Raw genomic sequence first — 24969 nt, 5'->3', positions numbered from 1 at the left:
CCCAGACCGCCAAATCACCGACTCAACCGAACATCACGAACTCCGGCTGTAGTACTAGCCGACCCCGGGGCGCAGAGAACTGCGGAGGATGCGATGAAACATCCGCTCAGAAGACAGATCATCCCGATGATCACCTTTGCCTTGGTCATGGCGATGATCATCGCGGCACAAGCAGCACCGGCCGCGAGCGCGAGACCGCTGATTGGCGGGACGGCCGCATCTCAGGTCGAAGCGTCTTCGTCGGCTGCGCCGATGCTCTTACCCAAGACCCGTCAGAAGGGAATCATCCCTCCCGGCGGGATCAAGGCGTCCAAGACTGGCGGGAATACTATCGACGCCGAGCTGCGCGAGTCACAGCCCCGCGCGGACGGATACCGTCACTACGATTCCGCGAAACTCATCGAGCGGCTGACGGCCATGAACGCGAATACCTACTTGTTCGGCATCTGGGAGGCGCCGACCGACTGGGACGACCTGCGGACGGAGTTCGCCCCACGGGCGCGGGCGGCCGGCATCGACATCTGGGTTGATGTGGTGCCGCCATCAGAGTGTCAGACAAACAGGGGAGCTGCTTATCTCGAGGGGTACTGCTCCAGGCCGTACAAGATGGACTACATCGGTTGGGCCCGGGCCATCGCGAACCTCTCCCTGGAGTTCCCGAACGTCAAGGCCTGGCAGATCGACGACTTCCTGGTCGCGCAGAACAGCGACCTCTTCACCCCAACCTACCTCGGTCAGATCAAGGCTACGCAGGACGCCATCAACCCGAACCTCGGCTTCCTGACCACGATGTACCTCGGCGACTACACCGACGAACATCTGGACAAGCTGGCGCCCTACATCGATGGCACACTGCTTCCATACCTCGGCGGTTCCCAGAGCACCAGCGATCCCAGGTTCGTGGAGAGCCAACTGAATTCGCTGCTGGCCAAGCTGTCTCCGCGAAACCTGGACCTGATCCTGCTTACCTACACAGATCGATTCCTCGACGCTTCCGTTCCACCCAGTCCCGAATACGTCGCAGAGGTCCTGCGCCGTGCTGCCCCGTACGCCGCAGCCAACCAGATCGGTGGCGTCGTGGCGTATGGTGCACCCGTCAACTACGACCGACGACCGACCATCTCGTCGAACAATCTGGCTAACACCGGCTTCGGCAGGCTCAGCTTCGCCCAGGGCAATTGGACATCCGCTGCCGCCGGCGAATATGCCGAGGCCTACCAGCAAGTCAGCGTCATCCCGGACGCTGTCGACCATAAGTTGTCCTTCACGACGTTCGACCAAGTCAGCCGGACCCCGAGCAAAGCCGGTAAGCTGATCAAAGAAGTTCTGGTGGACGACATACCGGTATGGCGCTCGGACATCGTCGACGAGTTCGGATTCACTTGGGTGCCGACGCACCTCTCTCTTCACTCGGTGTTGAAAGGGAAGACCTCGGCCAAGCTGAGCCTTCGGCTCTACACCGCTGCGGCAACCGGTCACCTCCCGATCGATGTCGGCTTCGACAGCCTGAAACCGACCGGGTTCACGGTCCACAACCCTGGGTTCGAGGACAACAACCCCGCCACCAGGGACTGGCAGTTCCGTCAGGCCAGCCGAACCCTCTACGGCTCCTTCGAGCGTTGGACCGACCATCAAGCCAAAGACATCTTCGACGTCATCGCGGCCCACTTCGGTGGTCAGCCGGCGCCGGGCATTCCGACGACATCCAACCTGCCGATTCTGACCATTCCGGCAGCCGGTCAGGAGTACTGGCCGGGAGGCAGGGGCACCATCCCGAACAGCGCCATGTACGGCAAGGGTCGTTTGAGTCTCTTCGTTCCCGAGCGAACCGCGACCAGTACCTCGAGTTGCGTGTGGGCAGAGCAAAGGGTCAGCGTCACCCCCGGGCTGCCGCGTTACGAGCTCTCGTGGTGGGACTCCGACCAGTACGTCGGCAGCCTGGGTGGATATCATTACAAGCAGGTCAGCCTTGTGACCAGTAAGGGTAAGAACCTGATCAGCAACATGGATGTGGCCCATGATGTCAACATGTGGCAGAACGGCCAAGTACTCTGGGGGCCGATCGACATCACGGAGTTCGTCCAAGGTGAATCCGAAGTGCTGCTGTTGTTCGCTCTGTGTGAACTGCAGGGCGTCGGCGATTACATGATCGATGTCGGCTTCGACGAAATCGAATCCGTCGGCCTGAACATCGTGAACGGCAACTTCGAGCAAGGCACCACCGGGTGGACCATCGTCGACCCCCATCCCGCCATGCACGCGCAGGTACTCATGACTCGCTGAGGCAAATCGAGCGGTGACCACGGCGTCCGGTCCTCCAAGGGCCGGGCGCCGAACCACGCCACACAGCGGATGGAGCCCCGCAACCCAGCGGCCACCGGTTCGTCCTGACCCTGAGGCGGCGCGAGACTGGCAACTAGGAGGCCCGAGCGCGTGCCATCGAGGACTGCGCAGCGCCGGTATTCCATCAGCCGAACACACACCCAGGCGCAGGTCCTCGCCGATGGCTGATTTCCGCCTGACTGGTCAGTGCATCTCCAGGCCGCCGGTCACGTTGATGTCGGCGCCGGTGACGGAGCGGGCGCCGTCGCCGGCGAGAAAGGCCACAGTTGCGGCGACGTCCTCCGCAGCGACGAAGCGGTGCAGAGGAATCTGCCGCTCGAGTTGCTCCCGAACGTCGTCCGGACTGGCGCCGGCCATCGCTGCCTGGGCATCGATGACCCAGTCGAGGCGCGTGCCGGCCACGAATCCGGGCGAGACAACGTTGACCCGGACGCCGTATGGACCCGCTTCGAGTGCCAATGTCCGCGCCAGCCCGACCAGCGCCAGCTTCGTGGCCGCGTAGGGCGTCCGGCCGGCCAGCGGGCGTTTACCTGTCATTGACCCGACGAGGATCACGCTGCCGCTTCCGCGAGCGATCATGCCGGGCAGGAAGACCCGCAAGGTCCGGAACGTGCCCGTGACGTTGACGTTGAACGTCTCGTTCCAGCCTGACTCGTCGAGCTCCCACAGCGGACCGGTCGGTCCGCTGATCCCGCTATTGCACACGACGACGTCCGGAACGCCGATCGCCTGCTCCGCCAGCTGCTGGAAGACCTCCACCGAGTGGTTGTCAGTCACGTCAACCGGCAACGCATGGACGGCGTCCCCCAGACGATTGGCAGTTTCCCGAAGGGCTTCGAGATCCCGGCCTCCCACGATGACCGACGCTCCTTCAGCAGCGAGCCGGGCCGCGATGGATCCGCCGATGCCCTTACCGCCGCCGGTGATGACCGCCTTCACGCGGTCGCTGCCAGGATGCGGCGGTACAGATCATCACGCTCGGCGGCCAGTGCGGTCGAGCGCTCCGCGCTGTAGGTGTGGAAGCCCGCACCGCTCTTCAGGCCGGTCCGGCCCGCCTCCAGGAGCGCGGTCAACTCGGCAGGCGGTGCGAAGCGTTCCCCATGCTGGCTGTGCAGGGTTGCCAGGATGCTTTGGTAGACGTCGAGGCCTGCCATGTCGGCGATGGCGAACGGGCCGTAGGCGGGCAGCCGAAGGCCAAAGGTGGTCCGGACGATCGTATCGATCTCCGCCGGTGCGGCGACTCCCTCGGCAACACAGGCGAGCGCCTCGAGGAAGAGGGCGATCTGCAGCCGGTTGGCGACGAAGCCGGCCTGCGGCAGGACCTCGACAGGCTCCTTGGCGAGCGTGCGCAAGAAAGCCAGCGCGACGTCCACAGATTCCTGGTCGGTCGCCGGAGTTCTCGCGATCTCGACTCCAGGGATCAGTTCGGCGGGGTGGAAGAAGTGCGCCGCCAGGAAACGCCCAGGAAATTCGACCGCGGAGACCAATTCGTCGAGCGGCAACGACGACGTATTGGTCATGATCACCGCATCCGGAGCGACCAGACCGTGGAGTTCCGAGAACAAGGCACGCTTGAGCTCCGGCGACTCCGGGACCGCCTCGATGACGAGGTCGGCCGGCCCGACCGCGTCGGCCAGGTCGGCGGCCGGACGCAGATCCGCGGGCTGGCCGGTGCTGTGCCGATCGAAGCGGAGCCGGACGGCGTCGACGCAGTCGGCTTGTCGGGAGGGCTGGTCCAAGAGGCGCACCTGGTGGCCCGCGCCGGCCGCGCTGACGGCGATGCCCTGACCCATCGTCCCCAGCCCCAGTACGGCGATCACGGACATAACGGATCCTTCGAAATGGAGGAAATATCTTCAGATGACCCGAAAGTCTACGGGATTCAGATCGTTGAGAACAGACGGAATCTGAGCCCGTGCGTCGAGGATCAGACTGACATCGTGTGTGCTGCCGATCCGCGCCGGTTGCCCATGGTTCGCCGCGGAGGTGGACCGTGGAGCCCTCGGAACATCGAGACGACGACGGGTCTTTGGGTTCGCGATCCTGGATTCGAGGAACCCGACAGTTGGTCGCTGTCGAGCGACCGCGGGCCACTGCTCTCCGCGATGGACCTGTATCGCGTTGATCGGCCGGCCCGGATTCGTGCGGCCGTCGGTCGATGCTTCGGGCGCCTTAGTCGCCGTACAGCCGAGGCTGCCGCCGCTTCGCCTGGAACAGGGCTGGTGCTCCCTGATCGCGGGCATGACACGCAACGCGCGTGAGGTGCGCTCAGCCCAGCTTGAGGTATATGTCGTAGTTCGGCACGTTTGCGCCTCGGATGTAGTTGTCGGCGTTGTTGGCTCGCTCGACCTCGAATCCGAAGCGCCTGAACGCCGGGAGAGCAGTCCGACTCGCGTGGGCGTGGATCTCGGACAGACCCAGCTCACGAGCTTTGCCGACCACGGCATCGACGAGCGCTCGAGCGACGCCCCGGCCGCCGGCCTCAGGGTGCCACGAAGAGCATGTCCAGCAGGCCGTCGTCCGTCACATCGCTGAACTCGACGACCCGCCGATCGATCGTCGCCACAATGGTGTGGGCGGCCAACCGGGGCTCGTTCCACTCCGCGAGGTCGACCGACTCCGGTGCCCAGGCGGTGACCTGGTCCGGCGAGTAGTCATTCGAAGCCGTATCCCGGATCGCCCGAAAGTAGGCGTCCCAGGTCGGCTCGGCGTCTTGCGGTTCGTACGTACGCACGATTGCGGTCACGGATGGCACGATACCTGTGATGGCGAACGGACCACCCCGGCCAATTCCGCAGCCACTCCGTCCGCGTTGTCGGTGTGCCGTCCAGCAGCCCTACCGGGCAGTTAATGCTTCCGCCGGCAATGCCGGGCGAGTAGAACGTCGGAGATCTTATCTGCGGGTAACTCGCTCGGCAGGGCCGCCGCGACCGGATCGTCGGATCTCGCCCGAACAACCGCTGGCGGGAGAAGCTGCCGCATCTGTTGGATTCGAAGGTGTTCGAAGCGTTGGTCCCATTGTGAGAACCCTGTAGCCGGTCGACCCAACCCCGGCGCAGAATGCTCCCACCGAGGTCGATCCGACGAACGCCGGTGTGATGGTGCTGTGGCCTTGGGGGACGGCAGGGAGAACCTTCGTAGGCTCCTCGTGCACTTCTCATCATCCGATGCTGCCTACAACCCCGCGCGAGCACGGACGTTCCACACGGTTGGACTGGAGCAAGAAGTACTTCATTGAAAGGGGCAAGACAGGATGGTGCGACGCATCACAGCGACGATCGTGACAGCGGTCGTTGCGTTGCTCACCTCAAGTGTTCTCACCACGGGTCCCGCGGCCGCTGCTGCGGGTCCGCTGATCGCTTCCATCGACTGCGACGCGTCGATCAACCGGATCAGCACGAAGGCGACTGGCGGGAGATTCCGGTCGGGCTACGCCTTCTCCGTCGACTTCGTTGTAAAACAGGGGAGCTACGTCACGTCCAGCGCACAGGGCACGATCCCCGCTCGAGGTAGCCGCACCACGGTCGCGGCTGTGAGCGGCGCGGACGGAACCATCTCCGTGGACGGCTACAGCCGGGCGTGGTCGGCTTCGGACTATGACTTCTACACAGAGACGGTGCGCGTCGAGGTCCGCGACTCCTCCGGAATCGTTGCGAGTGCTGAGGGGTCTTGCGCGCGAGATCTGCGGACGACGACCCTTATCAACTGCAACCCGGTAACAGGCGAGATCTCCACCACCGCAAGCGGAACCGGGTTCAGCCGGAACGCCAGCCTCAACCTCGCGTACAGCTACAACCGGACCTGGAAATACGTCGGTAGCCCGGGCTACTGGAGTGGTCCGCACTCGAGCACACCGCCCGTCACGCACACGGTCCGCCCGGTGGATGGGGCGTGGTCTGACACTGGCTATGTGCACTCCGTACCCTCGAACCTCGAATACCTGAGCGAGACGGTCACACTCACCGTGTACGACGCGAACACCAGCCTCGTCGTCGGCAGTGGACAGGCAACCTGTGTATATGTAGACAACCGCCCGGTGCAGTAATCCTCCGGTCGACGTTGGGCGTTGGTGCCGTGACCAGCAAGGTCGGCGTCAACGCCTGCCGTCGAAGGCCCTGCATCACGTGCAGCCAATGCCTGGCATCCTGCCGACCTGGGTTTGGGGTTCCACGCTCACCGTTGTGTGGGACGCCGTACCGACCGTATTGATCGCCGGTCGCAGTCCGTGGGGACTTACTGCTTGGAATGATAGGGAGCGTTTCCCAAAGTTGCTATCCTGAGAACGTGGCGATGCCAGGCGTGAGGTTACGGAGAAGGTCGGACGAGACTCGGGAGCAAGTGCTCCAGGTCGCGCGCGACTTGTTCTATTGGCAGGGCATCCGCGCGGTTGGCGTCGACCGAATCGCAGCCGAGGCCGGAATTGCGCCTACCACTCTGTACCGATTGTTCGCCTCCAAGGATGACCTGATCGCGGCGTACGTCGCCCGGGCTCACGAGGGTTATCGCGAGTGGTTCGGCACGTCGCTCGATCGTGGCGGCGATGATCCGCTGCAGCGCATCCTGGCCCTCTTCGACGAGCAGAATGTGATGCTCCAGCCGGACGTCTGTCGCGGCTGCCCGTTCCTGATGGTGTTGACTGAGTTCCCTGACGAGTCCTTGGCGAGCCACCAGCAGGCGGTCGAGGTCAAGCGGTGGATTCACGGTCAGTTCGTCGCACTTGCGAAGGATCTGAAGGCGGCTGATCCAGAGCAGTTGGCTGCACACCTGACTCTGATCTTCGAGGGCGCTTATGCCTCGGTGCAGGCCCTCGGCATCGATGGTCCAGCCAACCACGCCCGCGCCCTCGTCGAGGCCATCCTTCTCGCCAGCCCGTCAGACCGGCGCGTTGGACGTCGTCGCCACTGAAAGCCGACGCCGTCCCTCTGTGGATCGTGAGAAATTCGACGCGCGGGCCCCGAGAAACGATCGCCGATGCTTTAAGTGATGCTGCTGGCTCCCGCCTTCCGTAGCGACACCGGTCAGGCCCCAGGCGGGTCTGGGAGCCTTTGCAGACGAACCACGGGTGAGAACAGCAGTGGTACGACCATACTGGCCGATGCGCCGGCGATGATCAGCAGAGCGGTTCCGGTGCCGACGGCGCCGGAGAGCACGCCAGCGGCAAGGCCCCCGAGAGCGCCCCCGCCGAAGAGAAGCGTACGGAACGCTGCAGTCATACGCGCCATCAGGTGCTGTGGAGTCAAGGTCTGCCGGAGGCTCACGATGATGACCCCGGCCACGCCCAGGCCCAGGTAGGTGACGAAGAACGACGCGATGCAGATGGGCACAGTGGCGAAGCCGGGGGCCAAGAGCAGCAAACCGGGACCGAGCAGCAGCATTGTCTGGCCAGTCAGATAGGCGCGGCCGAGTGGAAAGCGCTGGATCACTCGACGGGCCGATACTGCCCCGAGCAGGCCTCCGACCGACGCGCTGCTGAAGACGATACCGAGCATGCCGGCCGACAGCCTCAGGTCGTGGGTGCCGAAGAGCAGGAACAGTGTCCAAACGGTGATCATCGAGAAGTTGCAGCAGAAACCAATGAGGGCCAGCCACCTGAGCAGCGGATTGCCGAACACCCAGCCCAGGCCCTCGCGCAAGTCCGGTCCGACCTTCCGGCGTACGCCGTCCGGCCGCCGCTCCGGCGTACGGATCGTCAGCAGGGACAGGACGGAGGCGAGGTAGCTGATGGCGTCGACAACCAGGGCGATCGGAGCGGTGGCCGCGCTGATCAGGAGACCGGCGAGACCTGGACCGGCTACATCGGCCGCCGACGAGCTCATGCTGAGCTTGGCGCCGGCCTCGACGTACTGCGAGGGTCCCTTGACCAGCGTGGGTACATAGGCCATCCAGCTGACGTCGAACAGAACCGAGGCGATTCCGATCGCGCACGCCAATGCGAGCAGGAGGGGGAGCGTCAACAGGTCGAGAAAGTACAGCAACGGGACGAGTCCGATCAGAACCAGCCGGGCCAAGTTCGCTGAGAGCATCACGTGCCGACGCCGCGATCGATCGACCCAGACGCCGAACAGAAGCGCGAGACCCAGATACGGGACGAGTTGCAGGAACCGCAGGACACCGACCTGCTCGTCGGTCGCCTGGAACGCCGAGATCGCGGTCAACGGCAATGCGAGAGCGGTCACCTGACTGCCCAGCAAGGACACCGTCTCTCCGAACCAGAAGCGCAGGAAGTCGCCGTTGCGCCAGAGTGAGGTCGCCTCCGTCTGCGCCGGTGTTGCGGTCATGCGACCAATTCCTCGATCGTTGCCAGGATCTGAGCCACCTCGTCCTCGGTGTTGTAGTAGTGCGGTGAGAGTCGCAAGCACCAGTCGACGTCCTTGTCGCCGAAGTCGTACTGCGCGAACTCGCGGAAGCTCAGCGCCGAGTTGATGCGCCGCCGGTCGAGCTCGGCCTTGAACGGCTCGGCCTGCCAGCCGTCGATCGCAAATGTCACAAGGGCACCGAGCACTTGTCCCCGCTCGAGAACCCGGACTCCGGGCAGTCGGTCGAGGCCGGTGCGCAGGTCGGCGGCGAGGTCGATCGCTCGCCGGCCACCGGCCTCGACACCGACCTCGAGGGCGTACCGGATGGCGGCGGCGCACCCGAGGACAGTGGAGTAGGAGAACTCCCAGTCCTCGAACCGGGCCGCAGTCGGGAGCGGCTGGTACTGCGTGGCGCCGGTCCACCGAGCGCCGTACATGTCGATAAAGAGCGGCTCGTAGTCGCCGGCAAGGATGCGGTCGGAGACGTAGAGGAACCCGGAACCGCGTGGTCCGCGCAGGAACTTGCGTGGGGTCGCGGTGAGGAAGTCACAGCCGATGTGCTCGACGGACAGCGGCAGCTGACCGGCCGACTGGCAGGCGTCGACGATGTAGAGGATGTCGTACTCGCGGCAGATTCGACCGATCTCGGCGACGGGCTGGACCAGTCCTGAGTTGGTCGGGATGTGAGTGACCGCGACGAGCCGCGGCCGACGCCGCCGTATGAGCTCGGCCAGCGCGTCGACGTCCACGCCACCCTCGGGAAGATCGGGCGCGTGCACGACCTCGACACCGAACCTCCGGTGCAGTGAGAGGAAAGCGAGCTGGTTGGAGATGAAGTCGTTGCGCGTCGTCAGTACAACGTCCCCGGCGGCGAAGCGAATCGCCGATAACGCCACAGAGTAGGCATGCGTAGCGCTACTGGCAAAGGCAATGTTCTGAGCCGCGCAACCGAGCAGCATTGCGGTTGCCTCGTAGAAGTTGGCGACCGCGCCCTCGCGTCTGGCGGCAGCCTCGTAACCGCCGATCTCGGCTTCCAGAGCGACGTGATCCTGAACGGCTCGCAACGTCGAAGTCGTGAGTAACCCGCAGCCGGCATTATTGAAGTGCACCACCGTGGAAACGCCTGGGGTGTCCGCGCGGAGCTGCAGTAGCGATTTCGTCGACAGATCAGTAGTGCTACCATGAACATCCATGACCAACGGTAGCACTTTGGCTGAGCGCCTCCGTGGCCGGATCAGCGCCCTCGCACCTGGGGACAAGCTGCCGACCAGCCGGCAACTGATGGCTGAATACGGCGTCGGGCCAGGGACGGTGGCGCGTGCGATCGCGGCGCTGGCGGCGGAAGGCGTAGTGGTGACCCGGCCGGGTAGCGGCACTTTCGTGGCCCCTGGCCAGGGGGCCGAATCGCTCCGGTTCGACCTGGGCTGGCAGACGGTAGCCCTCGCGGACCGTGCCATTGATACCGCCAACCTCGGTGACATCCTCGGGCCGGCCCCCGAGGGGACCATTATGCTCAACGGCGGCTATCTCCATCCGTCCCTACAACCCAGGCGGATGCTGAGCGCCGTGCTGGCCCGGGCCGCTCGTCGTCCCGATGCCTGGGACCGCGCCCCGATCAGTGGGCTGGAGTCCTTGCGGTCAATCTTTGCGACGGCAGCTGGGCCCACGCTCGGCGTCGTCACCGCCGACGATGTGCTGATCACTGCGGGTGGGCAGAGTGCTTTGTCGATGGCGATGCGGGCGATCGCGCCGCCGGGGGGCCCGGTGTTGGTCGAGTCGCCGACCTACCCAGGCGCGCTGGCCGCAGCTCGCGCAGCCGGATTGAGACCGGTGCCCGTGCCGCTCGACAACGACGGGCTACGTCCTGATCTGCTAGCAGAGGCATTCGAGCTGACTGGCGCACGGCTACTGTACTGCCAGCCGGCCTTCCACAATCCGACGGGTCTGATTTACTCGGCCGATCGCCGACGCGCGGTGCTCGACGTCGCCAGGGCCGCCGGAGCGTTTGTCGTGGAGGACGACTTCGCCCGCTACCTCGGCCACGGAACGGCCGTGCCAAGGACATTACTGGCTGACGATCAGCACGGAACAGTCGTCCAGATCACGTCTCTGACCAAGGCCACCGCTCCGAGTATGCGCCTTGGCGCGTTGATTGCCCGCGGCCCTGTGATGGAACGATTCCGCGCGATCAGACACGTCGACGACTTCTTCATCGGCCGCCCTCTCCAGGAAGCGGCCGTCGAGCTGCTCAGCTCGCCAGGATGGGAGCGGCATGTCCGCGGCCTCGCCTCGGCGCTCCGCCAGCGTTGCCACGCCGTCGCGGTAGCGATCGAGGAGCAACTACCAGACTGGACGATCCACCAAATACCGTCCGGGGGCCTTCATCTCTGGATCGAACTGCCGCACGGCCAGGATGACGTGACGATCGGTAGCGCTGCTCGGCGGGGAGGCGTCGCAGTTAGTGCCGGCCGAATGTACTTCGCCGCCGAGTCACCAGCGGCGTACCTGCGGCTCAGCTTCGCCGCGGGCGGCGATACCGCTGAGCTGGAACGGGCCGTCACTCGTCTGTCGCGGGTGTGTCGTCAGGTGGTCTGACGTCCTCGTCAGCATTGCGACAGTCAGCAAGAGAACGTCAAGATTGTTATCCGCCGGTGCGTGACGCGGGTGACTTCAGGTGGGCCTGCCATGCGGGCGTCCGTATGGGAGCGGGATGAATAGTTGGTCCGGCCATCAGTGCCTCGGGTACGACGTGGCGATCCGCACGGACGTGGACACGACGCGGTCACCGCGCGATTCTTCGGCTGATCTCTTACACCTATTCGATGAATTAGTCCATGACCATGCCCACGTAGGCAGCGACGCGCCCACCGTGTGTAGAAGGCGAACTGGGACAGCGACAGTGTGTGCGACGACTTGCGCCTGTATGGCGTCGAGCGGCGCGGGCAGACCGATGCCGTGTTCGTGGTGGACAGGACCGGCGACCCCAAGAAGGGCGCCCACACTGTTGGGGTGCAGCGCCAATACACCGGGACCGCCGGGCGGATCGAGAACGCCCCAGGTGGCGGTATAGCCGACCTATGCCAGCGCTGCCGGGCACGCGTTGATCGACCGGGAGTTGTATCTGCAGCGGGTCTGGGCCGGCGATACCGACAGGCGCGAGCAAGGCCGGCGTCCCGGCTGACGTGGAGATCGAGACCAAGCCGGGTGGGTGACGTTGGCGGGGTGCCGGCCGTACTGGGGCCGCTGGATCGCGTCCGTCAGCTCGAGGAGGTCGCGGGTTTCGTCATCGGGCTGGCCTTCGCCGGCTCTGATCCCAACTCCGCCATCCCGCGCTTTCCATCCCCGGCAACGCCGCCACCAGGTTCACCAGGCGTCTCTGCGTGACGAAATCAGGGCACAACAGAGATCGACCAGACCCACAGTCTGCAAGTACAGAACGGTTCAGCGGAGCCCGCCAGTATCAACCCTGAGGTCGAGGAGGGCGGGTCCGGCGAGGACGCCGCCTTCAACCGGTAGGGTGTGGCCAGTGATCCAGGCGGCGTCAGCGGAGCCGAGGAAGGCGACTGCGGCGGCGATGTCCTCGGGTTCGCCGATCCGGCCGAGGGGGTACATCTTCTCGAACTCTGCCAGCGTGTCCGGGTGATGATCCCAGTACGGCGTCCGGATCGTCCCTGGGGCGACCACGTTGAACCGGACGCCGACGTTGCCGTACCGGACGGCGTAGTTCACCATCATCGCGATCTGGCCCGCCTTGGCGGCGGAGTACTCGATGTTGCCGAAGGCAGCGATCCCGTTGACTGAGCCGACCGTCACGACGCTGCCGCGCGTCTCCACCAAGTACGGCAGCGCGGCCTGGATACAGCGGGCCGCGCCGACCAGGGTGACGTCGAGCTGGGAATGCCATTCCTCGTCGGTGGTGTCCTCCGGTGCGGTGGAGACGATGCCGGCACCAGCGTTGTTGACCAGTAGATCGAGCCGGCCGAACTGCTCCACAGCGGCCGCCACCGCCGCCTCGATCTCGTCCCGCTTGGTCACATCGGTCCGGCGGGCGAGCACCCTGTCACCTAGCTCGGCAGCGAGCCCGTCCAGCTCGTCCTGCTGCAGATCCGTGATGACCACCGAGCCGCCCTCGACCGAAACCCGCCGCGCGACGGCGGCCCCGATGCCCCGCGCTGCTGCGGTGATCAGTGCGACCTTACCTTCGTACCTCTGCATGTCAGTCCTCTGTGGAACGCGGTTGCGAGCGTGGTGGGCTTCCGGATTGGTCGGCCGGATCAACGTGTCTGCTTGGTCGTGGAGTCCCTGCGCAAGGTCCGGCCGGCCAGTCGTCCGGTCGGCTGACCGTCCGCGATGGCGCATTCGCCGTTGACGATGACGTGGCTGATTCCGGTCGCCTGCTGCCGAGGGTCCTCGAAGGTCGCAGTGTCAGCGATGGTGGCGGGGTCGAACAACACCAGATCGGCTGCATAGCCGCGACGGACGAGGCCGCGATCGGTGAGTCGGATGCGTTGCGCAGCACGGCCGGTCAGGTGATTGACGCAGTCCTCAAGACCCAGGAGGCCGACGTCGCGGACGTAGTGGCCGAGATAGCGAGGAAAGGTGCCCCACGCCCGCGGATGTGGCTTCTCGCCCACCAGAAGGCCGTCGCTGCCGCCGGTGTGCTTGGGATGCACCATGATCGCGCGCACGTTGTCCTCGTGGCCGACATGCTGCAAGATCGTGGTGGCCAGGCTGTCGCGCTGGAGTAGGTCGAAGAACACGTTCACGGGCGCGAGTCCGTGGTCCGCAGCGATCGCCTCGATCGTCATCCCGACATACTCGCCGAGACTCTCATCGCCTACCCCGCTGATCTGGATGGTGCCCCACTCCACGATGACGCCGTGGCAACCGTCGGAGCCGTTCACGTTGACGGCCTGGGCCATGCGCGCGCGGGTCCGCGGATCCCGCAGCCGGTCAAGCACGGCGTCCGGACCGCCCGACATCGCCCAGCTCGGCAGCAGCGCGGACAGCGTGGTCGAGCCTGGCAGGTAGGGGTACGTGTCCAGGGTGATGTCGCAGCCTACGGCCAGGCCGGCGTCGACCAGGTCCAGGAACTCCGTCGCCAGCCCCCGGTTGACCTCGAAGTTCATCGTTGCGTGGGTCAGGTGAAGCGCACATCCGGTGGTTCGGGCGAGGTCGATCATCTCGGCGTAGGCCTTCAGCGCACCGGCGCCGTAGGAACGGGTGTGTGGGGCGTAGAAGGCACCGAAGTCGGCGACCACCTCGCATAGCGCGGCGAGTTCCGCGGTGTCTGCGTACATCCCGGGGGTATAAGTCAGTCCGCTGGACATTCCAACGGCGCCCTCACTGAGTCCCTGCGCCAGCAGGTCCTGCATGTGGCGGATCTCGGCGGGTGTGGCCGGCCGCTGCTCGGCGCCGACTGCGAGCAGGCGCAGTGTGCCCTGCGGCACCAGGTAGGCCACATTCGGGGTGATGCCCTGATCGAGCCGGTCGAGATAGCCGGCAACGCTGCGCCAGGAGAAGTCCAGCTCGCTCGGGTTGCCGTTCCACCCGGCGATCTGGCGGCGGATCACGCCGAGCGCGGCATCGTCGATCGGCGCGTACGAGATGCCGTCCTGACCGATCACCTCGGTGGTCACGCCCTGGCTGATCTTCGGGAAGTGGCCGGGCTCGGTGAGCAGGTGCAGGTCGGAATGCGCATGCATGTCGATGAACCCGGGCGTGAGGACCCACCCGGGAGCCGGTTCGATGGTTGTGCCGGCACCCGATACCGTCCGCGGGGCGGAAATCTCGGCGATCCGACCACTGTCGACCAGGACATCCGCCTGGTATCTGGCCGCGCCGGTCCCGTCGACGACATCGACGGCTCGAATCAACAAGTCGGTCATGGCCCGCCCATTCGCCTAGAAGAAGGTGTGAAGGAGTTCGACGATGCGGGGGTTCGCTGCGTTGGCGTCGTCGACGACGGGGATCAGCCGCCACTTGTCGAAGGCCGTGCAGGGATCCGAGAGCCCCAACCGCACCACCGTGCCCACCGGGACGGCGTCAGCTGTACTGCCGGGCAGGCGGAGGAAGGCGTGCTGGGTGTTGAGCGCGGTGACGCTGGCCCTGGCAAGGTCCGCACCGAACGCGCCCGGGTTGGCACCCATGATCCGTTGCGGCACCGGTAACCCCACGTCGAACGGCAGATCCCGCTTGCCCGCGTCGAGCAGGGCGAGCTCCGGCTCGGGGCGGGACAGCGTCCGCGCCCACCCGTGCATGGCCGAGCGCAGCGGGTGCTCGGCGCGGGCGGGCGCCAGTGGCGAGATGCCGGCGTACAACCCGTCGTCATGGATCGCGTAGGCACCGGGCCGCACCAGTACCGTCGTACGCAGGCCGTTCCGCTCGCCGGCGAGGCCGGCCAGCTGATCGACCACGATGTCGTGAAAGGCGCTGCCCCCGGCAGTGACGATCGCATCTGTGCCGTAGAGCCCATCGGCGGCGATCCGCTGATGCAGCCGGCCTATCCGGTCGACGAACCGCCGGACAGCAGACAGCCCGGCGGACTCGCGGTCATGACTGAGCGCGCCCTCGTAGCCGCCGATGCCGGCCAGGGCGAGCCGTGGCGAGCGGTGGATCGCCATGGCCACCGCGAGGGCCGTCTCGCTGGAGCGTGCACCGGAGCGTCCGCCTGGCCCGCCAATCTCCACGATCACGTTGACCGGCCGCTCCAGCTGGCTCGATCCCAGCGCGCGATCCATCAGCTCCGCGGTCCGCACGCTGTCCGCCCAGCTGAAGAAATCGAACGACGGATCCGCGCGCAGTTCCCCGGCGAGCCAGGCCAGTGCCACGGGATCGACCATCGGGTTGGCCAACAAGATCCGGCCGACACCGAACGACCGGGCGAGCTGCACCTGCCACGGTGTCGCCAGGGTGATCCCCCAAGCGCCGGCGTCGAACTGCAACGCCCACAGCTGCGGTGCCATCGTCGTCTTGCCGTGGGGCGCCAGTTGGATTCCCGCCGAGCGGGCCCAGCTGGCCATCAGGGCTACGTTTGACTGGAGCGCGGCCCGGTCGACGGTCAGCAACGGTGTGGACAACCAGTCGAGGGTGGGCCCGGCGCTCAAGTACTCGCGGACTGTCTTACCCCACGCCGCAGGCGGAAAGCTCTTGTGCTCCGGACCCAACACTCGCCCGTCGAGCGCCGCCAGAGCAGCACTGTCGATCATCTGGCCTCCTTTCGCCGTCCTGTCCTGCTGATCCTTGGCGCGCTGTCGTCCGAGGGCTACGACTCGAGCGCAGCCCCGTACTCGCTGCGGTCGACCGTCTCGGCGAAAAGCATGGCCGCCTTGCCTTCCATGTCATCGAGGAACATCGCCCGGGTGGCGAGGTCGGTGTCGATGTCGGCGACGACGAGCTCCTCCTTCTTGAGGGTGGAGGAGGCGTGGATCGTGCCGTTCGGGGCTACCACCATCGAGGCACAGTTCTGATGTGGCACCAGACACGGGTTGCAGGACGCGAACCAGACGGTGTTCTCGGCGGCACGAGCGGTAATCAGTGCGTGGTGAACCGGGATCTTCCAGTCATTGGGACGCGTCGTGTTGTTCTGCGGATGGAAGACCACCTGGGCGCCCTGACGCACGCATTCTTCGGTGGTCTGAGCGAACCGGAATCCCTCGAAGCAGATCACCACACCCACCCGGACACCGAACAGTTCGAACGTCTCGATCTCGGTTCCGGGCGTGTACGCCACAGCGTCCATCGGCGTTAGCCGGGTCTTGTGATGAACGCCAAGGATCGCCCCGCGCTCGGAAATCACCAATGCAGAGTTGTACGGCTTCCCGCAGGCCTGGTGGGACGGCGTCTCGGTACCGAGGATGAGCGCCATACCGAGTTCTCCGCATCGAGCAGCGAGGCGGGCGTGCAGTTCGTCCAGCTCCGCGACCGGGACGGGGCGGTTGGCCGGCGTGATGTCCACGCGGTAGCCGACGGTCTGAGACTCGGGGAAGCAGAGGACCTGGACGCCTGCGCGCGCCGCGTCCTCGACGAATCGGAAAATGGTGGCGACGTTCTCGTCGAAGTTGTCGGTCTGACGCGCTTGCGCCAACCCGATCCGAAGCTGGGCCACTTCCTGGTCCTTTCGTGGTTACAAGGGTTCTGGGTGCTGCTGCGGAACGCGCAGCAGCCCTGCCGGTACGGGCCGGTCAGAATCTGGATGCCGTCGATGACCTGGGTCGTTGATTTTGATCGACGGCACAACGGCAGGAGCGACCTCTGCCGGGATCGATACGCCTGGAGGCTGCCGTGATCCTTGAGTGCGCTTGGCCGCGCGGTCGCAGCGAAACCAGGCCGGTGGGGTAGACACCGGAACGGGATGCGGGGTCGGCCGCTGTCAACGAGCCCGCAAGCTGGACTCAGAGCACGCCGTAGGTGTCGAACGCTTCGCGAAGCCGCATGCCGTTCCGTAGCGCAGCGCGCATCTCGGCCTCGGTGTCGATCTTCTGAAGGGCGCGCTCGACGACCTGATCGACGATCGAGCCGGGAATGACGACGACGCCGTCGCTGTCGGCCATCAAGTGATCGCCGGGGTTCACACGGACCCCGCCGAGCTGGACCGGGACATCAAAGGCAACCACCTCTTGCCTGGAGTAGCTGTCGGACGGGTGCGTGGCTGCTCCGAACGTCGGAAAGTCGAGTTTTCCTAGCTCAGCCAGGTCCCGGAGACCGCCATCGATGACGGCCCCCTCGACGCCGGCCACCCGGCACGCATTCGCGAGCAGGCCCCCGAACAGGCCTGACGTCGCCTGGCCGCCGGCGTCCATGACGAGAACATCCCCACGTGACGCCGTGTCGATTGCCGCCAGGAGCACTGCATACGGCTCGGATGGAGCGGCATCGACGGCCTCCACCTTGACCGTCCTGACCCGGCCGAGCAGGCGAGCAGGGCCCGCCATGTGCCGCACCCGCGGATGCACGACCTGGTTCCGGTGGCTCAGGCGATCCAGCGTGTCGGCGACAACTGCCACGGAGAGCGGGGAAAGGTCGTCGACAGCCTGTGATAGGTTTCGGCTAGTGAAATTCATAGTTCATAAAATAGGGCCCATGCTTGGATGTGGTCAACGTTTTCGTCCAGCCAGGGGATGGGTTGCGGGCGGCGAGGTGTCGTGCCTCCCGTAGTTACTGAACTTGGTTTCATTGATCAAACTAGGTGTTCCAGAATGGAGCTCGCATGCCGGACGCGCGTAGCGGCCATACCCACAACTTCTCATCCGCCGTCGCCGCCGGCGGACTGCTCTTCGTGTCGGGGCAAGCCTCGGTGCAGGACGGCAAGGTCGTGCCGGGCAGTTTCGCCGACGAGATGGCGCGGTCGATCGAGAACCTGCGCCAGATCCTGGCCTCGTGGGAGTTGACGCTCGCGGACATCGTCAAAGTCGGCGCCTATGTTCGCGACCCGGACGATCTGGTCGAGTTCAACCAGGCCTACTCGCAGTACTTCTCCGCCCCACTCCCGGCACGGACGACCGTCACCGGCTGTCTGCCAGAGCAGATCCGATTCGAGATCGACGCGATCGCCGTGCTCCATGAGACGCTGTGACTCGGCTCGGCCCGGGGCATGTCCGTACGGCCGCGACTCGTCTCACCAAACGCGAACCGTCGCGGCCGCGAGAACAGCGGTCGCGGCTTCGGTACGCTTTTGGAACGCTCTCTTCACCTGCAGAAGTCAAGGACATCGACGTTGCCAAAGCCAGGTTTCCACACAGCGCGTCCTGTCGGTCGCGAGCCGGGCGAGCCCGGGCCGGTCGAGCAGCCTGACCGTGACTACACCGTCAGAGCGGTCGATCGTGTCTGTGCCGTCCTCAACCTTCTGCAGGACTCTATCGAGGGCGTCAGTCTGGCGACGGTCGCCGAGGCCGCCGAACTGCCGAAGTCATCGGCGTTCCGGTATCTGTGGACCCTTGAGACGCACCGCTATGTCGAGCGCGATGGCGTCTCCGGCCTGTACCGGTTGGGACTCGGGTTCGCCGGTATGCAGTCGCGTCACCTCGAGCTGTTGAGGCATCGAGCCCGGCCGGTCCTGGAAGCACTGCGTGACGAACTGGGCGAGACCATCAACCTGGGAATTCTCGACGGGTCGTCGATCATCTATCTGGATCTGGTCGAGAGTAAGCGTGGCGTTCGTATGGCGGCTAAGGGAGGGGACAGGGACCCGATTCACTCGACGGCCCTGGGGAAGGCGATCGCGGCCTTCCTGACCGAGGCCGAGGTCCTCGCCGCCCTGGAACACTCCGGAATGCCAGCCGTGACGCCGCAGACCATCACGACGGTCCCCGGATACCTCAAGGAGTTGGCGAAGGTTCGCCGGCTCGGTTACGCGGTCGACGACGCCGAGAACGAGGTGGACGGGCGCTGTGTCGCTGTTCCCATTCAAGGCACGCTGCTGCCGGCGGCCTTGAGCGTGTCAGCGCCTGCCTCGCGCCTCCCAGTCCAAGACATCGAGCGGGTCGCCAGCCGTTTGCGTGAGGCGGCAACCGAGATCGCGAGATACCGCGACTAGAGGCTTGCCAGACCCCCACGCAAACGCCAGGGAACCAGGCACATGCCGGACCCCGGTGACCAGGTCCATCACGGTCACCGGGGTCGAGGTCTGGTGGTGGACGTCCGCCCGGTCCACGATGCGCGAGCAGGCGCCGTGCGGCAACAATCGCCGCGGCGCCGCGACTCGCTGTGGTGTTTCCGGCCGCGGGTGCTGTACAGCCAACGATCACGGATCGCTGGCTGTACAGGGAAACGCCTCTTAGTCGGTATGGCATGGCACTGTGCGGCAAGCAACACTCACGCCTGGGTAGGACGTGACACGAGCGCCCTCACATGCGAAGGTCAACGCCTCGGCAATTGAGTACCGGCACGGCCCAGGGAACGAAGTCGGTCAGCCCCATCGCGGCGACCGGGCCGAACGCGGAAGCCCTGTTGTCGATGTCGGCGACAACAGTCGGTGCCGTCGACGAACTCGTGGCCTCCGGTGCGGATCTGTTCCTGTACGGATGCCTCTCGACCAGCCTCGCGAGGGGTACGTCGTGGAATCACGAGTTCAGCGCCGGGGTCGAGGCTCGGACGGGACGCCCTTGTGCCGCCTCCGACGCGACGGTCCGTGCCGTCCGTTGGGTAGGAGCCAGGCGAATCGGCCTCGTGACACCGTATCCGGAGGCTATCGACAGGCTGTTGCTGGCGTCGCTGGCCGATCGCGGTATCGAGATCGCTTCCCATGCGTCACTGCGGATCTCCGACAGCGATGAGGTGGGCCGCCGGAAGCCGTCGGAGGTCAGCGAGTTGGCGAGGTCGGTGGAAGGTGACTTCGACCCGGTGGTACTCGCGGCCGACCTACGCACCGGCGAGGTGATCGAGGAGCTTGAACGAGACTTCGGCGTTCCTGCCGTGACGACTAGCCAGGCGCTGGCACGGTTGGCTCTCGACGCGCTTGCTGGCGGAGCGTCTGTCTGCGGATACGGGTCGTTGCTGTCGCGTACCAATCTGGCTGACGTGCTGTGGGGATGCCGACGTGATCTCAGCACTGGCGCGAGCACTTCCCGGTCCGGGATCAGGGAGATAATGCGCCTCGCCTCGCCTCGCCTCGCCTCGCCTCGACGATGCCGGCCATCCTTCACTTTGAGGTCGGCGACCCGAGTTTCCCGAGACCGCCGCACATCGTCGTGGCTGCGGTGAATGCCGTGCTGATCGGGTTGTACCGTGTACACGCCGACTGCGGTGGTGCCCGAGCTCAGCCTCGATTCCACCGACCGGCCAGGTGTGGGGGCTGATTCTCGATGCGCTCCGTGCTCGGCCGGATGTGCGTGGTGGGGCGCCCCACCTCGCTGCGGGTGTGTTCCACTCGTCGTCCGGTCGGGCCGTGGTTCGGCGTGTTGGTCAGGACGTGGCGGTGGGCGGTGGCTGCAGACGCGGTCGAACAGCGCTGTCCAGTGGGGCTGCCAGGGCCAGTTGAGGGACAGGTGCAGGGTGATTCGGCGAGCCGATGACGCGATCCGTGCGGCGACGTTGATCAGTTTGTGTCGGATCGCGCCGGTGGTGGCCGGGTCGGCGCCCACCAGCGACTTGCCGGCCGACGTACCCGGCAGTCCGCGCACGGTCTTCAGCGCATCGGTGATCAGGCGCTTGGTGCCGTGCGGCGAACCGACCGATCCCTTCCGCAACCGCTGCGCCACGATCACCGGCGCGGTGCTGGTCGTGGTGCCGGTGGTGGTGACCGCAGCCAGCAGCCCGTCGGTGAGCCGGCCGATCAGCGGTGCCCGGCAGGCCAGCGCGGCCAGGAACCGCGACGCGATCGCATCCAGCTGGCGGATGTGGCCGAAGGTAAAGCTGCGCAGGAATGATCCGAGCGTCGACGGAGCGTAGGCGTGGCCGAACATCCGGCAGACCAGCCGACGACACTAGATTCGGGATTGTCGAACTTCGCCACCCATCGACCGCGGCGTATGAGAGAGTTGCACCTCAGAGATGCCTTTTGGGTGAGAGCTTCCGAACTGTCGCAAGGCCCAATCTCCCAGCACGCAAGGGCGTTCTCGCGTTCCGGCACGCCCTCCCCAGCCACTCACCCAATCCATCGGTGGACCGAGGCTAAGGAGCAGCAACCGCCGGCGATCTACACGTTTATCTGCCACCGTCCTCGAGCGCCTGGCCGACTCCCTAGCCGTCCACCACCACACACGGTCCGAAGGTTCCGTCCTTCAGCAGATGAACGTTCAGCGAGTCACTCATCGGTCCGAGTGGGCGAGGTGAGGTCGTTTCCATGGTCAGTGTCTTGCCCTTTACCACGGCCAGATCCACGGTCATTACGCTGTAGCCATCGTGCTCCTCGAACACGGCTATCTTCTCCAACTGAATCAGTCTGAACTTGGCCTTGTCGGGGCGAACGTGTTCATCGGCTGTCACCTCCACGCCGGCCGGCGTCCGCCTGCAGGTTTTTCCCGCGGGCAAGTAGTGCACGTCGGCCGAGACACCTGCTGCGGCAAGGTCTCGCTCGAGACCTTCGGCATCCTCGAACCGTATGATCTTCACACTCACCTTCCCTGTTGATCCAACAGTCACTGAATACGCGGGCGAGGTAATTTGCTTGCCGCCGAGCAGCGGGAGTGCAACCGCCATACCGGCTGCGACAGTCAGACAAGTAGCGAGGCTGATCATCACCCGGCGCTTGCGTACAGGTGGTCGATGCTGTTTGGCCCGGTCGGCGACCAGCGTGCGCAGCTCAACCAGGAGTTCGTCTTCGAATGTGTTCATGAGATGTCCTTCGAGCTGAAGTCGGCGAGGGATGAAATGGCTAGAGGCGGTGCTGCATCGCGCAGGCGGGCACGGGCGCGATGCAGCCGGACCCGAGCCGTCGAGGCCCGGATGCCGAGCACCTGCGCCGCTTCGTGGGGCGAGATCCCATCCAGCGCGACAAGCTCCAAAACTGCGCGCTCACCCGCGGGCAAGTCGTCCATCGCCCGCAATAACTGGCGTGCCTGCGCCTCGGCGTCGATCCGATCCTCCATCCGGCTCACGTCGTCTGGCGTGAGTAGCCGGCGCCCGGAGAACCGCTGGTTCGCCCGCAGTTCCCTGGTTTGCCTCCTGCGCTCGGCTGACACCACGTTCTGAGCGACGCCGTAGAGCCAGCCGGTCGGCGTACCGCGAGCCGGTCGGTAGGAGTGCGCAGAGTTGATCGCTGCGACGAATACCTCCGCGGTCAGGTCTGCGGCGAGGTAGGGGTCGTCCACCCGACGGGCGATGAACCTCTGCACCCTCTCTATGTGTTCGCGATAGAACGTTTCGAACGCAGCGGAGTCCCGTCCGATCTGCAGCAACACTGCCACGTTCCGTCCTCTCGTGTCGGTTTTCAGCAGTACTTGGTCTGGCATCCGCCGCGCGTTACGTGTCGTCAGTTGCCGGGCGCGAGCCCTGGGTCGCCGCAGTACATCAGTACCGGGCCAGGAGTCGAGGGCAGTGGCTGCTCCCAGCCCCGGACGACCTCCACTGCCAGCCTGCGTTGACCGCCGCGAGACCTACTCGCGGATTGGAGGGTTCAGTGAATGTAGCTTCGCTGAACTGTTAAGCAGGGGACGAGGCTCCGGGAGCGCGCCGACGCTCGACCCGGTGGGCGAGGGCTGTCGGGCGGGCGCGCAACCACTTTCAGGGGAAGGTGTCAGAAGCCGCGGCTCAGCTTGACGGCGGCACTGGTGCCGTCGCGGTACATGACTCGGACGGGCACGGGATGTGATCCGTCGAACTCGCTGCCGGGTACCCAGAAGGCGAAATAGCCGTTCTGAACGGAGGCCTTCACCAGGCCCCGGGTCGGGCTGTTGTATGTCAGCCCGACGATGTCGGAACCGGCCCGGCCGACCGCTGACGTCACGTGTCCGTTGAAGCCGATGTCGATGTGGCCCAGCAAGGAGGGGGCGAGTTCACGCGCTCCGACAGCGGCCCGGCCGGGGCCGTCGACGTTGCCGAAGCCGCCGCCCAGGCGGTTGCGCGAGTTGATGCTCATCCAGCAGGTTGCCGCGAACTGGTCGTGTCCGGTCAGGATCACCAAGGTCCACTCGCCCCGACGTTCGGCGATCGCCGTACCAGCACGGTTGACCTGGTCGTCCTGCCCCATGCCCTGCGACCTCTTGCGGCACGCCTTGACCGCATCGGCACGCTCTTTCGCGGACAGGCCCCCCGGCTGCGCGGTCCAGGTCGCGAACGCCATGTCCCCGTTCGGCATCGGCCCGCTGTCCCGCGGCACGAAGACGGCCAGTGTCGCGATGGCGACCGCAGCAGTGGCGACCGCTCCTCGAACAAGCCTGCGGCGGGTCCGGTGCGGGCGAACGTCGTAGGCCGGATCGCTCCCGAGGACACGCTCCAGAGTGGCACGTGCCCGGGGGCTGGACGGATCGATGTCGTCCGTGGCCGGGTCGAGAGCCTTCAGCTCGGCGAACTCGTCAACGGGCTTCATAATTCTGCCTTTCGATGAGGCCTGCCGGCGCGGCGGCAGGTTTGGCGCGGTGACCAAGCTGAGCGCGCAGCGCGTGACGGGCCCTGGACAGGCGGAGGCGAAAGGCGACCGCCGTGATGCCCAGGACCGCCGCAGCCTGGCGCGCCGACAGGTCGTCGATCACCGCGAGGGCCAGAGCTTCCTGATGGACGGCGGACAGCCGTTCCCAGGCCCGCGCCAGATCGACCCGGCGCGTGACGAGGTCGGCGTCGTCCGGCGACCAGGCTGCCGTGGACTCCGCCAGCCGCACCGCGAGTGCCTGCTGCCGCCGTACGCCGCGATGTGTGTTCAGGATCGTGTTCCGCACGATCCCGAACATCCACGCTCGCGCATCAGGCAGATGCGCCGGTACCTCGTCCAGCCGGCGCCAGGCGACGAGCAACGCCTCTCCCACGACGTCCTCCGCCTGCGTCTCCGGCACCCGGCGCTGCGCGAACCGCATCAAATCCACGTAGGTCGCCTCATACAGCGCGACGAACCGCGACGCTCGACTGACGCCGCCCAACGGGTTGCTCATAACCCCTACCTGTCCACCACTCACCTAGGTGTATCGCCACAGGAGAGGTATTCCATCAGCACAACTAGGAAGGTCCTCTAGCCCCGCTCATGAGCAGCGATCCTGGGCGGTACGGTCGTACTGCAATCCGACGCCGCCAACTTCCGCAGATACTCCGAGGCCGCGTCATGCTCGAGACCGGGGAACGGCACCCGCTGGAGCACCAACTGGCGATCAGAAGAGTTCAGGCTAGTTGACTGAACTCTTCATGAGCGCCGATTGGCGCTTCGGTGTGTAGCTGGAGAGGGTGTGGCGGTGGCGGGTGCTGAGCTTGGCAGTGTGGCGGAGTTCGAACTGGGATTGCAGTGGCGGGTGCTGTTCCCGGACAGCGAGCACGCGGCGGCATCCGGGTTCCTACGCGACCTGGCCGCGTCGGACTGTTCACTAGCAACGTTGCGCAGCTACGCCTACGACCTGCTGCGGTGGTTCCGATTCCTGCACGCTCGCTGGACGGCATGGGAGCGTGTTGAACGGGTGGACGTGCGGGAGTTCGTGGAGTGGCTACGGGATTCGTCGCAGAGACTGGACCGTCGGCTGGATGCGCCGGCGCCGGGTTCGGTGAACCCGGTCACCGGCAAGGCCACCTTGGGCACGAAGTACGCCGCCCGGACGATCAATCACCACCTGAGCGTGCTGTTCGGCTTCTACGAGTGGGCTTGCGCAGCTGATCTGGGCCCGCTGATCAATCCCGTCCCGGCGCAGCGGAGCCGGTGTTGACCGTCGTTCTGGATGACGACGTGTCGGTCGGTGTCCGTCGCTGAGGTTGCGGA

At 65.7% G+C, this 24969-nt stretch carries 24 protein-coding genes and 1 pseudogene; 10 read left to right on the top strand and 15 right to left on the bottom strand.

Annotated features, from left to right (window positions below; genetic code table 11):
- Nucleotides 1-93 precede the first annotated feature (93 nt).
- Nucleotides 94-2283: a hypothetical protein gene (locus tag ABD255_RS21630; protein ID WP_344216701.1), complete on the top strand. Its 2190-nt coding sequence runs from the start codon at nt 94-96 to the stop codon at nt 2281-2283.
- Between the two features lie 243 nt (nt 2284-2526).
- On the opposite strand, the gene ABD255_RS21625 is transcribed toward ABD255_RS21630, so the two are convergent.
- The 4 genes from ABD255_RS21625 to ABD255_RS21615 form a co-directional block, all read right to left on the bottom strand.
- The gene (locus ABD255_RS21625) at nt 2527-3282 is read right to left on the bottom strand and encodes an SDR family NAD(P)-dependent oxidoreductase (RefSeq protein ID WP_344216699.1); all 756 of its coding nucleotides are present in this window, start codon (nt 3280-3282) and stop codon (nt 2527-2529) included.
- Complete coding sequence (locus ABD255_RS21620; RefSeq protein WP_344216697.1) at nt 3279-4169, bottom strand: 3-hydroxyacyl-CoA dehydrogenase family protein; 891 nt, start codon at nt 4167-4169, stop codon at nt 3279-3281. The genes ABD255_RS21625 and ABD255_RS21620 overlap by 4 nt, the downstream gene beginning before the upstream one ends.
- A gap of 442 nt (nt 4170-4611) precedes the next feature.
- Nucleotides 4612-4785, bottom strand: a complete 174-nt coding sequence (locus tag ABD255_RS43825) for a hypothetical protein (protein ID WP_425554494.1) — start codon at nt 4783-4785, stop codon at nt 4612-4614.
- 40 nt (nt 4786-4825) lie between these two features.
- Complete coding sequence (locus ABD255_RS21615; protein ID WP_344216695.1) at nt 4826-5089, bottom strand: GNAT family protein; 264 nt, start codon at nt 5087-5089, stop codon at nt 4826-4828.
- Between the two features lie 507 nt (nt 5090-5596).
- On the opposite strand from ABD255_RS21615, the gene ABD255_RS21610 reads away from it, so the two are divergent.
- Both ABD255_RS21610 and ABD255_RS21605 read left to right on the top strand, forming a co-directional pair.
- Nucleotides 5597-6388: a hypothetical protein gene (locus tag ABD255_RS21610; RefSeq protein ID WP_344216693.1), complete on the top strand. Its 792-nt coding sequence runs from the start codon at nt 5597-5599 to the stop codon at nt 6386-6388.
- Nucleotides 6389-6681: 293 nt separating this feature from the next.
- The gene (locus ABD255_RS21605) at nt 6682-7248 is read left to right on the top strand and encodes a TetR/AcrR family transcriptional regulator (protein ID WP_344216691.1); all 567 of its coding nucleotides are present in this window, start codon (nt 6682-6684) and stop codon (nt 7246-7248) included.
- A 113-nt stretch (nt 7249-7361) separates the two neighbouring features.
- Here ABD255_RS21605 and ABD255_RS21600 read toward each other — a convergent pair whose 3' ends face one another.
- Both ABD255_RS21600 and ABD255_RS21595 read right to left on the bottom strand, forming a co-directional pair.
- A complete protein-coding gene (locus ABD255_RS21600; protein ID WP_344216689.1) occupies nt 7362-8621 on the bottom strand; it encodes an MFS transporter in 1260 nt (419 codons plus the stop codon).
- The gene (locus ABD255_RS21595) at nt 8618-9703 is read right to left on the bottom strand and encodes an aminotransferase class V-fold PLP-dependent enzyme (protein WP_344216688.1); all 1086 of its coding nucleotides are present in this window, start codon (nt 9701-9703) and stop codon (nt 8618-8620) included. Before ABD255_RS21595 ends, ABD255_RS21600 begins: the two co-directional genes overlap by 4 nt.
- A 127-nt stretch (nt 9704-9830) precedes the next feature.
- Here ABD255_RS21595 and ABD255_RS21590 point away from each other — a divergent pair, with 127 nt between their 5' ends.
- Nucleotides 9831-11234 (top strand): aminotransferase-like domain-containing protein, encoded by a 1404-nt coding sequence (locus ABD255_RS21590; RefSeq protein WP_344216686.1) that lies wholly within the window; start codon nt 9831-9833, stop codon nt 11232-11234.
- A gap of 282 nt (nt 11235-11516) precedes the next feature.
- Nucleotides 11517-11842: pseudogene (locus tag ABD255_RS21585) on the top strand (transposase); the annotation flags it as partial.
- Between the two features lie 238 nt (nt 11843-12080).
- Here ABD255_RS21585 and ABD255_RS21580 read toward each other — a convergent pair.
- The 5 genes from ABD255_RS21580 to ABD255_RS21560 form a co-directional block, all read right to left on the bottom strand.
- On the bottom strand, nt 12081-12854 hold the full coding sequence (locus ABD255_RS21580) for an SDR family NAD(P)-dependent oxidoreductase (RefSeq protein WP_344216684.1): 774 nt from the start codon (nt 12852-12854) through the stop codon (nt 12081-12083).
- A gap of 59 nt (nt 12855-12913) precedes the next feature.
- A complete protein-coding gene (locus ABD255_RS21575; protein ID WP_344216682.1) occupies nt 12914-14527 on the bottom strand; it encodes an N-acyl-D-amino-acid deacylase family protein in 1614 nt (537 codons plus the stop codon).
- A 15-nt stretch (nt 14528-14542) separates the two neighbouring features.
- On the bottom strand, nt 14543-15847 hold the full coding sequence (locus ABD255_RS21570; protein ID WP_344216680.1) for a type III PLP-dependent enzyme domain-containing protein: 1305 nt from the start codon (nt 15845-15847) through the stop codon (nt 14543-14545).
- A gap of 56 nt (nt 15848-15903) precedes the next feature.
- Nucleotides 15904-16746 carry a carbon-nitrogen hydrolase family protein gene (locus ABD255_RS21565; RefSeq protein ID WP_344216678.1) on the bottom strand — a complete coding sequence of 281 codons (843 nt, stop codon included), beginning with the start codon at nt 16744-16746 and terminating at the stop codon, nt 15904-15906.
- Between the two features lie 286 nt (nt 16747-17032).
- The gene (locus ABD255_RS21560) at nt 17033-17701 is read right to left on the bottom strand and encodes an RraA family protein (protein WP_344216677.1); all 669 of its coding nucleotides are present in this window, start codon (nt 17699-17701) and stop codon (nt 17033-17035) included.
- 146 nt (nt 17702-17847) lie between these two features.
- Here ABD255_RS21560 and ABD255_RS21555 point away from each other — a divergent pair, with 146 nt between their 5' ends.
- The 4 genes from ABD255_RS21555 to ABD255_RS43815 all read left to right on the top strand — a co-directional run bounded on the left by ABD255_RS21555 (nt 17848) and on the right by ABD255_RS43815 (nt 21026).
- Complete coding sequence (locus ABD255_RS21555; RefSeq protein ID WP_344216676.1) at nt 17848-18213, top strand: RidA family protein; 366 nt, start codon at nt 17848-17850, stop codon at nt 18211-18213.
- A 141-nt stretch (nt 18214-18354) separates the two neighbouring features.
- Nucleotides 18355-19173 carry an IclR family transcriptional regulator gene (locus ABD255_RS21550; protein ID WP_344216674.1) on the top strand — a complete coding sequence of 273 codons (819 nt, stop codon included), beginning with the start codon at nt 18355-18357 and terminating at the stop codon, nt 19171-19173.
- Between the two features lie 314 nt (nt 19174-19487).
- On the top strand, nt 19488-20339 hold the full coding sequence (locus ABD255_RS43820; protein ID WP_425554492.1) for an aspartate racemase/maleate isomerase family protein: 852 nt from the start codon (nt 19488-19490) through the stop codon (nt 20337-20339).
- Between the two features lie 291 nt (nt 20340-20630).
- Complete coding sequence (locus ABD255_RS43815) at nt 20631-21026, top strand: hypothetical protein (protein WP_425554491.1); 396 nt, start codon at nt 20631-20633, stop codon at nt 21024-21026.
- Nucleotides 21027-21317: 291 nt separating this feature from the next.
- Here the strand turns inward: ABD255_RS43815 and ABD255_RS21540 are convergent, their stop codons facing one another.
- From ABD255_RS21540 to ABD255_RS21525, 4 genes are all read right to left on the bottom strand, one after another.
- Entirely contained in the window at nt 21318-21911 is a 594-nt protein-coding gene (locus ABD255_RS21540) for a hypothetical protein (protein ID WP_344216672.1), read from the bottom strand.
- A complete protein-coding gene (locus ABD255_RS21535) occupies nt 21908-22528 on the bottom strand; it encodes an RNA polymerase sigma factor (RefSeq protein ID WP_425554490.1) in 621 nt (206 codons plus the stop codon). Before ABD255_RS21535 ends, ABD255_RS21540 begins: the two co-directional genes overlap by 4 nt.
- 284 nt (nt 22529-22812) lie before the next feature.
- Nucleotides 22813-23604: a hypothetical protein gene (locus ABD255_RS21530; protein WP_344216670.1), complete on the bottom strand. Its 792-nt coding sequence runs from the start codon at nt 23602-23604 to the stop codon at nt 22813-22815.
- Complete coding sequence (locus ABD255_RS21525) at nt 23591-24160, bottom strand: RNA polymerase sigma factor (RefSeq protein ID WP_344216668.1); 570 nt, start codon at nt 24158-24160, stop codon at nt 23591-23593. The genes ABD255_RS21530 and ABD255_RS21525 overlap by 14 nt, the downstream gene beginning before the upstream one ends.
- Before the next feature lie 294 nt (nt 24161-24454).
- On the opposite strand from ABD255_RS21525, the gene ABD255_RS21520 reads away from it, so the two are divergent.
- Nucleotides 24455-24916 (top strand): site-specific integrase, encoded by a 462-nt coding sequence (locus ABD255_RS21520; RefSeq protein ID WP_344216666.1) that lies wholly within the window; start codon nt 24455-24457, stop codon nt 24914-24916.
- Nucleotides 24917-24969 lie beyond the last annotated feature (53 nt).

It is taken from the genome of Kribbella sancticallisti, from assembly GCF_039530625.1.
Taxonomy (GTDB): Bacteria; Actinomycetota; Actinomycetes; order Propionibacteriales; family Kribbellaceae; genus Kribbella; species Kribbella sancticallisti.
This window is presented reverse-complemented; position numbering and strand designations above follow the sequence as displayed.